8 protein-coding genes are annotated in these 10,742 nt (G+C 49.0%); all 8 read right to left on the bottom strand.

The window, feature by feature from the left end; translation table 11 throughout:
- Positions 1 to 296 precede the first annotated feature (296 nt).
- The gene (gatB, locus tag JSQ97_RS12045) at positions 297 to 1,826 is read right to left on the bottom strand and encodes an Asp-tRNA(Asn)/Glu-tRNA(Gln) amidotransferase subunit GatB (RefSeq protein WP_187385599.1); all 1,530 of its coding nucleotides are present in this window, start codon (positions 1,824 to 1,826) and stop codon (positions 297 to 299) included.
- Between the two features lie 49 nt (positions 1,827 to 1,875).
- Complete coding sequence (gatA, locus tag JSQ97_RS12040; RefSeq protein ID WP_205076268.1) at positions 1,876 to 3,378, bottom strand: Asp-tRNA(Asn)/Glu-tRNA(Gln) amidotransferase subunit GatA; 1,503 nt, start codon at positions 3,376 to 3,378, stop codon at positions 1,876 to 1,878.
- A complete protein-coding gene (gene gatC, locus JSQ97_RS12035; protein WP_016521395.1) occupies positions 3,378 to 3,686 on the bottom strand; it encodes an Asp-tRNA(Asn)/Glu-tRNA(Gln) amidotransferase subunit GatC in 309 nt (102 codons plus the stop codon). The genes gatA and gatC overlap by 1 nt, the downstream gene beginning before the upstream one ends.
- Positions 3,687 to 3,772: 86 nt before the next feature.
- A complete protein-coding gene (locus JSQ97_RS12030) occupies positions 3,773 to 5,014 on the bottom strand; it encodes an ATP-binding protein (RefSeq protein WP_239447136.1) in 1,242 nt (413 codons plus the stop codon).
- 46 nt (positions 5,015 to 5,060) lie between these two features.
- Entirely contained in the window at positions 5,061 to 6,230 is a 1,170-nt protein-coding gene (locus tag JSQ97_RS12025; protein ID WP_205076267.1) for an aspartate aminotransferase family protein, read from the bottom strand.
- Between the two features lie 402 nt (positions 6,231 to 6,632).
- Positions 6,633 to 7,559 carry an acetylglutamate kinase gene (gene argB, locus JSQ97_RS12020; RefSeq protein ID WP_205076266.1) on the bottom strand — a complete coding sequence of 309 codons (927 nt, stop codon included), beginning with the start codon at positions 7,557 to 7,559 and terminating at the stop codon, positions 6,633 to 6,635.
- Between the two features lie 303 nt (positions 7,560 to 7,862).
- Positions 7,863 to 9,167: a bifunctional glutamate N-acetyltransferase/amino-acid acetyltransferase ArgJ gene (gene argJ / locus JSQ97_RS12015; RefSeq protein ID WP_239447135.1), complete on the bottom strand. Its 1,305-nt coding sequence runs from the start codon at positions 9,165 to 9,167 to the stop codon at positions 7,863 to 7,865.
- A gap of 245 nt (positions 9,168 to 9,412) precedes the next feature.
- Positions 9,413 to 10,243, bottom strand: coding sequence for an Rpn family recombination-promoting nuclease/putative transposase (locus tag JSQ97_RS12010; protein ID WP_205076265.1), 831 nt, complete (start codon positions 10,241 to 10,243; stop codon positions 9,413 to 9,415).
- Positions 10,244 to 10,742 lie beyond the last annotated feature (499 nt).

The following is a 10,742-nucleotide window of genomic DNA, read 5'->3' as shown; positions in this document are numbered from 1 at the left end:
AAATGAGGCAAAGTGAAAGTATAAGAGAAACTTTTTTTTGCATTATATTATCGAAAATAAAACTTTTATAATCTTTTAAAGTAATATTTACTTTAATTTTATATTCCATTTTTTGTTCCTTCCTAAAAAGCCGGCCGGTAGTCTGTCATCGCAACACGTATGCCGCCGCGACACATGAATGACGCAAATCATTTTATCGGATTTTTACGTGAATAATACGCAGCGTCCTTTACAGTATATGCACGCTTCGACAAAACCGACGCACGCACGCTGACGCTGCGCGTCGATCCCGCCTTTTACGAAAGTCTTTCCTTGAGCAATTCCGTCGCCTGTTTCGGGTTCGCTTTTCCGTGCGACTCTTTCATCACTTGTCCCATAAGCCAGCCGAGCGCATTCGTCTTGCCGTTTTTAAAATCGGCGACGGCTTGCGGATTTGCGGCAAGCACGCTTTCGACGATCTTTTCGATCGCGCCGGTATCGTTTACCTGCTCCATGCCTTCTTCTTTAATAATTTCAGACGGCAGCTTTTTCGTTGCAAGCATCTTTTCGAAAACGACCTTTCCCTGCTTGCTCGTGATCTTATCGGCTTCAAGCGCGTCCGCAAGTTCTGCAATGTGCAGCGGCGTGATCGAAACGGAATCTATCGTTTCCTGCTTTTCGTTTAAAACTGCGAGCAGTTCGGTGAGGATGAGGTTTGCGACGCGCTTCGGGCTCTTCGATTTTTTTGCGGCTTCTTCGAACCACAGTGCAAGCTCACGCGTCGCAGTCAGCGTTTCCGCATCGAACGAAGAAAGAGAGTATTCTTTCATAAAACGCACGCGCTTCGTTTCGGGCAGCTCGCCGACCGCTTCTTTTGCCCGCGCGATAAGCGCTTCGCTGACGCTGAAGGGTTTGATGTCCGGCTCGACGACAAAGCGGTAATCGACGAATGAATTCTTCGTGCGCTGAACGACCGTTTCGCCTTTCGCTTCGTCCCAGCCCATCGTCACTTTAAAACCCGCGTTAAAGGGCTGCCGATCGGTTTCGAATTCTTTGAGCTGGCGTTTTGCTTCATAGGTACACGCGTCTTTTATCGCGCGGAACGAATTCAGGTTTTTGATTTCGGAAATGGGCGTATGATACAGCGTGCCGTTTTCCCACACGTTCAAATTGATATTCGCGTCGCAGCGCATATTGCCTTCTTCGAGATTCCCCTTTGTCACTTTGACGTAGCGGAGGATCTCCTGCACGGTCTGCATAAAGAGAGCCGCCTCTTCGGGACCGGTGATATCGGGCTTCGTTACGATTTCGATAAGCGGAGTTCCGCAGCGGTTGTAGTCGATATACGAATGCGCGCCTTCAAGGTGCAGCGATTTTCCGACGTCTTCTTCGAGGTGAATGCGCTCGATCCGCACGCGGCGGTATCGGTTGTCGACGATGCAGTTTTCGCCTTTGAAATTCACCGTACGGCACTTCGCTCCGCCCGGGCGTTCGTCTTCCGGATAATGGATGAACGGCAAATCGACGTACCCGTCGGCGCACAGCGGAATATCGTACTGCGTGATCTGATAGCCCTTTGCCAAATCGGGATAAAAATAATGCTTACGGTCGAATTTCGTAAAGCGCGCAATGCGGCAGTTGAGCGCCTGCCCCGCAACGGCGCCGAGTTCGACGTAGCCTTCGCTTACGCGCGGCATAGCACCGGGAAGTCCGAGACACACGGGACACACGCGCGTATCGGGCATACCGCCGTAGCGGTTTTCGCACGCGCAAAACGCTTTTGTCTTTGTTAAAAGCTGCGTATGTATTTCGCAGCCTATTACGATTTCGTATTTATCGATTGCCATACATCATTCCTAAAAACCGCACTCGGGCGATCTGCCGAATCTAATAATTTCACTTAGTACCGAGCGGCACGCCGCAGCCGGGATGATCGGCTTCCCACGCCTCGGCCAACTCAAGTATCTTCGCTTCACCGAACATCGGTCCGACAAATTGAATGCCGACGGGCAGTCCCTCTTTTGTGATACCGGCCGGTACCGAAAGAGAGGTGATACGCGCGAGGTTTACGAAGTTGACGAAGAGATCGCTCAAATACATTTCAAGCGGATCGTCCACTTTTTGACCGAGCTTAAACGCCGGTGTCGGACAGACGGGACAAAGCACCGCATCGTAGGTTTTAAAGAGAGCGGCCATTTCGCGCTGAATGCGTGCGCGCACCGTCATGCCTTTTTTGTACGTATCGCCCGAAAACTGCTCGGATAAAACGTAATTGCCGATGACGATCCTGCGCTTTACTTCCGCCCCGAAGCCTTCGCTCCTCGTATGCACGTACAGCTCGTCGTAGCCTTCTCCCGTATCGACGCGGCGGCCGTAACGGATGCCGTCAAAGCGGCTCAAATTCGACGCGGCTTCGGCAAGCGCGAGTACGTAATAACTTGCGACGGAGGCATCCATGACCGGCATATCGACGACTTCGATTTTCGCGCCCCTGCTTTCAAACCATTTGCGCGTTTCGTCGAAAACTTTTCCGACGTCCGCATCGAGCCCCTTATTTTCGAGGAATTGACGGATGAGCGCGATTTTCAAAGACGAAAACGGCGCATCTCCGCAGGGTTTGAGATTTAATAATTTTTCTTTTCCGGGCAAATCAGCGCTCGTATCGTCGTACATATCGGCGCCGCACATCGCGTCAAGCGCTTCGGCGATATCCGACGGCGTGTGTGCGAGGATGCCGACTTGATCGAGAGAGCTGCCGTATGCAACGACACCCCACCTGCTCAAAACGCCGTACGTCGGTTTTAACCCGTACACGCCGCAATAACTCGCCGGCAAGCGCACCGAGCCGCCCGTTTCGGTACCGAGTCCGAAAACCGCCTGATTCGCGGCAACGGCGGCGGTCGAACCGCCCGACGAACCGCCTGAAACATAATCGCGGTTTACGGGATTTCTCGTCGCTCCGTAAATCGAATACTCGGTCGAAGAACCCATCGCAAATTCGTCCTGATTGCAGCGGCCGAGCGGAACGGCACCCGCTTTTTCGAGGCGCGCGATCACCGTCGCATCGTAGGGAGCGACATAGCCTTCGAGGATTTTACTCGCGCAGGTTAAGCGCTTGCCTTTCGCCGAAATATTGTCTTTGTTCGCAAACGGCAAACCCAAAAGCGGCTTTTCCGAAAAGAGCGAATCGAGCGTGCCGGAACTGCGCGCACCCGCGATTTCCGCGTCCGCCGCTTCGGCTTTTGTAAGCGCATCTTCATATATTTCAAGAAATGCGTTGAGAGGAGCGGCCGATTTTTTATCCGCTTCGAAAGCCGCCGCCGATTTTTTAATAATGTCCGCGCTCGTCGCAGATCCTTCTTTCAGCGCCGCGCGCATATCACGTATCGTACAATTCATCACGCGCCCTCGCCCAATACTTTCGGCACTTGAAAATAACCGTCCATAAAATCTTTCGAAATCTTTTTTACGTCGCTCATAGCCAAGCCCGCTACGACTTCGTCTTTACGCAGTTTATCCGCCTCCGTTGAAGGATACGCGTCGTATGGATTTTCGCTGTCGTCGTATTTCGACAAGAGTTCGAAATAGCCGATGATTTCATCGACCTGCTTTTTTAATATCGTTAAATTGGTGCTTTCGGGCGAAAGCCGGGAAAGATACAGCAGCTTTTCGAGCGTATCTTCATCGATCGTCGTATGTGTAGCCATGATGGATTATTTTAGCGGATTTTGTGAAAATGAACAACAATACGTTTGGTGCAATGCGCTCGCTCATATTTGTTTTTTTCCGATTTTCACCGTTCCATCAGCCAATCCAAAGCGTTTTTGCGTATTATTCCGTCGTAGTCACCGATGGGGTCATCGTCTAAGGTCAAAATCATTTTCGGATAGTTGTCTTTGATCGCTTTCAACGGTTTTAATTCTCTTTCCAGAACCTGTTCATTCCGAACGCTTGCAGCAACCTGTATGTAAGTGTTGCCGTCTTGTGTCTGTGCAACAAAATCAACTTCACAAGTATCGACTTTACCGACATAAACATTATAACCTCGTCGCAAAAGTTCAAAATAGATTATGTTTTCCAAGATATGTCCCGCGTCCATCGCTTTTTTTCCAAGCATAAAATTACGAAGACCAATGTCTGAAACATAGTATTTTTCAAGACTCTTGAGATATTCTTTGCCTTTAATGTTGTAGCGACCTGCACTGTAAACAATAAAACTTTCTTCAAGTGCACTCACATACTTTTCAATTGTTTTGGGATCCGATTTTCTGTTATTTGATATGAGGGTATCTGCAATCTTTTTGGAAGAAAGCTCCAACCCGATATTGTCAAATAAAAATTGCGCTACATTCTTCAGGACAGTCGTGTCGGAAATCTTTTTCCTGTCGATAATGTCTTTTACCAAAATTGTATTGTAGATTCCTTCAAGATATGGATTTATTTCCTGCGGAGTCTCTAAAAGTTCCAGCACATACGGAAAAGAACCGGTAGTCACATACTGTCTGTAGGCTTTTGAAAGATTGTCGTCTTGTTTTGTTGCATCTACAAATTCTTTGAACGAAAAAGGCAGCATCTTTATTTCTACATAACGACCGCTTATGAGGGTTGCAATCTCGCTTGAAAGCAAAGAAGAATTGGAACCGGTAAGATACAAATCCGTATTTTTCTTGATGTAAAGACCGTCCACAACATCCGGAAAATCTTCTACCCGCTGAATTTCATCAAGAATGATGTAATTCATTTTTGGAGTTAAGCGTTTTTTTATGTACTTGTATAAGTTATCGGGATTCCGTAATTCTTTATTTTCATAATCTTCAAAATTGATAAAAATGATTTGCTTTTCTTCAACCCCGTCCTGCAAAAGCCGGTCACGGAACATCTCCAAAATCGTAGATTTTCCGCACCGCCTGATTCCGGTAACGATTTTTATAAGCTTTTTATGCTTTAAATTATTCAATCGCTCAAGATATTCTTTGCGGTTTATTCTTTCCACATCAAATTTACGTCTCACTTCCACATCTTTATTATATTCCAAAAAGTTATAAAAATCAATAAATTATCGGATTCTATTCCTAAAACTTTCAAACATACTCTTCGAGCACGCTCCGGAATATTGCAAGTCCCGCATCCATCTCTTCGTCCGTGATCGTAAGCGGCGGCAAAAAGCGGATCACGTTTGTACCCGCTGTTGACACGCACAATCCTTTTTCAAGGCAGCGCTTTTCCACATCGAAGGGTTTTATCTTTCCCGCAATTTCCGTGCCGATCATGAGGCCGAGCCCGCGCACGTCGGTAACGATCGGGATCTTCCAGCCGGAAATGACGCTCCTCATATAATCGCCTTTCCGATTTACGTCGTCCAAAAATCCGGGAGCGGAAAGCGTTTTGAGCACGACGCGGCCTGCGCTGCACGCAAGCGGATTTCCCGCAAAGGTCGATTGATGGTCGCCTGAGGAAAACACTTTGTCGGCTTTACCGCGGAAAAGACAGGCACCCATAGGAATGCCGCCTGCAATTCCTTTTGCAAGCGTGACGACGTCCGGACAAAAGCCGAGCCGTTCGCTTGCCAAAAGCGTACCGCATCTTCCCATGCCGGTTTGCACTTCGTCGGCCATAACGATCGCTCCCGCTTTGCGCGCGGCGTCGGATACCGCACACGCCCATTCGGCATCGACGAGGTTCACGCCGCCCTCGCCCTGCACGCATTCTATGAGCAGCGCGGCAGTCGTATCGTCAAACGCCGTTTCGAGTACGCCCCAATCGTTTGCTTTGATCGTTTTAAAATCGGCGACATAGGGAGCAAAATACGGCGGATGAAATTTTTCCTGTCCCGTAGCGGTGAGCGTCGCAAGCGTTCTGCCGTGAAACGATTGTTCGAGCGTATAGATCGTGCGGCGCTTTTCCCCGCCGTTCATATAGCCGTATTTCCGCGCAAGCTTGATCGCAGCTTCGTTCGCTTCCGCGCCGCTGTTCCCGAAAAAACCTCCGGAAAATCCCGTCGCCGAAAGCAGTTCGTCCGCAAATGCGACACCCGCATCCGACAGATAATAATTCGAAATATGGATTTCACGCGCAGCCTGTTTTTGCACGGCTTCGACGAGCGGCGCGTAGTTGTGTCCGAGAGAGTTTACGCCGATGCCTGCAATAAAGTCGATATATCGCTTTCCTTCCGCGTCGAAGAGAACCACCCCTTCGCCTTTTACAAAAACGACGTCAAAGCTTCCGTAATTATTAACAATTTTTTTCTCCATGATCCGCTCCTCAATTTATTAATTAAAATAATTTTGAGTTTGCCAAAACTCACAGGGCTGTCTAAAAAACAACTGACTTTTGAGACAGTCCCTTTTCCAATAGTTTCGCTCACCAATTGAATGGCGAGTTTGGAAAATAAATAAAATTATGCTTACGGCGAGGTTCCGACCGCGTGCCGAAACCGCGTGCCGTGTGCACGATGCGGCGTAGCAGCGGGAGACACGCGTGCGACTTTGTGCGTTCAGCTTGCGGAAGCCTTACTTAAAAGCACAACCGGAGCGTAAGCGGGGATTCCGCTGCGAAAGCCGCGTTCGCATATAGCTGCAAAGATTGTACGTCGGTCATTTTCGCCGTAAGCATCGCTTCATTTAGTTAAATATTTTCAAAACTCTCCATTCAACCTAATAAATCATTGTGCCGATACCGCGGTCGCTGAACATTTCGATGAGGAGCGAATGCGGCACCCGTCCGTCGATGATGTGCGTCCGTTTTACTCCTCCCGCGAGCGCCGTTATGCAGCACTCCACTTTCGGGATCATGCCGCCGGCGACGATACCCCCATTTACAAGTGCTTCGACTTCCGCCCTCGATACGCGGGCGATGAGGGAAGACGAGTCGCCGGTGTCGCGCAAAATGCCGGGCACGTTCGTAAGCTGTACGAATTTTTCCGCGTACAGCGCGACGGCGATTTTGGCGGCGGCGGTATCCGCGTTGATATTGTATCGATTCGTGTCCCCGTCTTCTCCGACTGCGACGGTCGAAATGACGGGGATAAATCCTTGAGACAAAAGGGAAACGACGATGTCGGGACGCACTTCCGTCACTTCGCCCGTATAGCCGTAATCGATTTTATCGTTATTGATTTTTTTTGCACGGATCAAACCGCCGTCGACGCCGCTCAAACCGACAGCTTTACCGCCTTCGCGCAGCAGCATACCGACGATCTCTTTGTTGAGTTTTCCGGACAGAACCATTTCGACGATTTCCATCGTGTCGGCATCGGTACAGCGCAAGCCGTCGACGAATTTACTTTCTTTGCCGACGCGGTCGAGCATTTTGTTGATTTCGGGACCGCCGCCGTGTACGAGTACGACGTGTAAGCCGATCGTATTGAGCAGCACGAGGTCTTTCATAACCGCCGCTTTCAGTTCGTCGTTGAGCATCGCGTTGCCGCCGTACTTTACGACGACGACTTTGCCGACCCACTTTTTAAAATACGGCATAGCTTGTACGAGCACGTCCGCCCAGTGTGCATTGTCGAGCGGGCGATCGCGATTTTCGTCGTACTGCCGTTCATCTGCCGAATCGATTGCCGTATCAGTCATCATAGCTTCCTCTCATAAAAACTTTTGCAGGAAATACCAATTTCCGAAAAAGTTTTTAGCCGTGCGCGTGCGCGCACACGTTCAATAATCGAGTTTGCAAAATAAAGCGTATCGTATTCATGCGATTTTTATCGAAACACCACATATACACGTCTTCTGCAAACATCCGCGCAAACTCGAGATAAAAAGCGACGGCGATATTTCAGACGGCGCTTTTTATCGTACCTCTCTTTCGCCGTGCATGTGCGCAACGTCGGTTGCACCGCGCTTTCGTTTGCGGGCTTGGATTGCACCGCGCATTTTCGCTCATGTCCGATAATCGCCGTTTATTTTAACATAATCGTAAGTTAAGTCGCATCCCCACGCGCGGCCTTCGGCTTTTCCGTCCTGCAGTTTGACGAGGATTTTGACTTCTTTTTCGCCGAGTATTTTTTTTGCGAGCGCTTCGTCGAAATTTAGGGGAACGCCGTTTTCAAATACGGCGATCTTTCGGCTGCCTTCCGCTTCACCGCCGGACGTATCACATGCGCTCGGATCCGACGAGGATTCCGTACCGGACACGCTCGAAAAATATACCGACGTTTTTTCCGCCGTAAATTCCGCACCCGAATAGCCGAGCGCGCACAAAACCCGTCCCCAATTCGCATCGCGGCCGAACATCGCGGCTTTTACGAGATTCGATGAAATCACGCTCTTTGCGAGCGTGCGCGCCGTATCGACATCTTTTGCGCCCGTAACCGTGCATTCGATGAGCCGGCTCGCCCCTTCGCCGTCGGCTGCAATCTTTTTTGCCATAACCGTGTTCAATGCGGTGAGCGCCGAATAAAATACGTCGTAATCGCCGCCCTCCCGTTCGATCGGAGCGTTGCCTGCCATACCGTTTGCCAAAATCGCGAGCGTGTCGTTCGTACTCGTGTCTCCGTCGACGGACACGCAATTATACGTCGCTCTCGCGCTTCCCAAAAGTGCTTTACGGAGCATCGCTTGAGAGACGGCGCAGTCGGTCGTGATAAAGCCGAGCATCGTTCCCATATTGATGTGAATCATGCCGCTGCCTTTACACATGGCGCCGATCGTCACCGTTTTTCCGCCGAGCGTAAATTGTACGGCGCATTCTTTATACTGCGTGTCGGTCGTCATAATCGCTTCGCGCGCCTTTTCGTGATTTTTTTTCGAAAGACCGTTTTTCAGCTCATCGATTTTCGCTTCGATTTTTTCGACGGGAAGCTGCCTGCCGATAACGCCGGTCGAACACACGATCACGTCGCGAGACTCTATGCCGAGCGCATTTGCGGCGGCTGAAGCCATGCGCCGCGCGGCTTTCGCACCCTGATCGCCCGTGCACGCGTTCGCGTTTCCGCTGTTTGCGATCACCGCCTGCGAAAATCCCGAAGCGATATGTTCTTTTGTTAATTTTACACATTCGGCCTGCACGCGGTTTTGTGTAAAGACGGCGGCGGCAGTGCAGCGCGTTTCGGAAAAGATGAGCGCCGTATCGGGAGTTTTGCGGCCCGCTTTTATACCGCACAAAACGCCGTTTGCCGTAAAGCCCTGCGGAGCGGTCACTCCGCCGTCGACAAAGCGCATATCGATCGGATGGTTTGATTGCATATTTATACACTCCTAGTACATAAATATACACCCAGTATAGCACCGTGCAGTGATTAGAGCAAGCGTTTTTTTTACGTTTTATTGGATGAATGTGCGGCTTCCGGCGGCCGACAAGTGCATATACAGAAAACGTGCGAGTGAGTTCGCCAGTGAGATAAAACTGAACAAAGTTCCCGTCGAACGCCACGGAAATCAATTTTTACCCGAAGAACTTGGAGGTCGAGCTTTTTTTAAAGCAAATGACACTACAGTTTTTCGATTTCCGCTTCCGAGAGACCGGTCGCTTTCGCTATCACTTCAATGCCCAGTTGCATATCCGATAAAATTTTTGCCGTTTCCCGCTTTGCTTGATACGCCCCTGCGGCAATACCGTCACGGCGACCTCTGCGTATTCCCCGCTCAAAACCGATCTTTTCACCTGCCATACGTAAGTCATCTTCTCTGATATTCAACGACATATACCGGCTCCTGAACGTTTCGTTCCGTTTTGACTCTTCGACAAGCGCATCGATGTGCTGTGTAAAACCGCTCGTCGCCCGCCTCTCGCAAAGATACTTCAACAAAGCGCTCAATTCAGGTTCATCTTCTTTACCGTAGGCACCCACATTATAAAATACTTTATACGATTTGTCATCAAGAAAAATACCGCCGTCTTCACTGCATACGTTGCGGAACGTATACACAGGCAAACCCTTGCCGAAAGGATCCTGTGTACAGATAAAGATGACATAGCTCTCTTTTAATTCCGCATAACTCTGACCTCTCAAGAGGTTATCGACATCCATAAGGCTTTGGTAATAGCGGGTACGTTTGGGAAGAGACGGGGGAATCGACGTTTGTATTTCTATATCGAAGATGCGCTCGGGGTCGGAGATATAGACGTCGAGGCGTATACCCTTGCTTTCGTAAAAGGGTGCTATCGTTTTTTGGAGCGAGGGGTATTCTATTTTGCCGACTTTGATATGTAGGAGGCGTTCGATGACGCCTTTGCAAATCGTTCTGTTTTTCATGACCGTGCCGAACATAAAGTCGTCGGTAAAGGTGAGTTCTTCGACGGGTTTATGGGTATATTGCATGGGGATATCCTTGATTATTGAGATAGCGCGGCGAGGAAGGCCTCTGCACTATATATCGCCTGCAAAGTGATAAAATACGCGCTTTTTATGAAAGAATAATAGGGATTTCGTTCAATGCACGGCACCGTGTCGTATCGTCTCCGTTAAAAAATGGAAAAACCGTTTACAAAATTGATTTCCATGGTCGAACGCATAGCGTTATCAACGAATAGGTTTCGAGACGAATATTTTTGAAAGTTGGCAAACGAGCGCATACCGTACGCGACCCGCCTACGCCCGCATGGAGCACCGCGAAGTGGTATCCATGTGACATTTATTTAATCAATATTATGAAACAATATTAGATTGAGGAAAAAGTATCTTAATAAAAGATTCATTTTTAATAGCTGCTACAATTAGGTTTTTGAACAATATATTTCATTAAATTCTCTCGATAAATCAATTAAATTTATCACAACAATTCCTCTTTGTCGATCATTAAACACATTAAAAACAAAGT

Source organism: Treponema sp. Marseille-Q4523, from assembly GCF_016901105.1.
Lineage (GTDB): Bacteria > Spirochaetota > Spirochaetia > Treponematales > Treponemataceae > Treponema_D.
The sequence above is the reverse complement of the archived record's forward strand: the minus strand, read 5'-3'. Positions and strand labels throughout refer to the sequence as shown.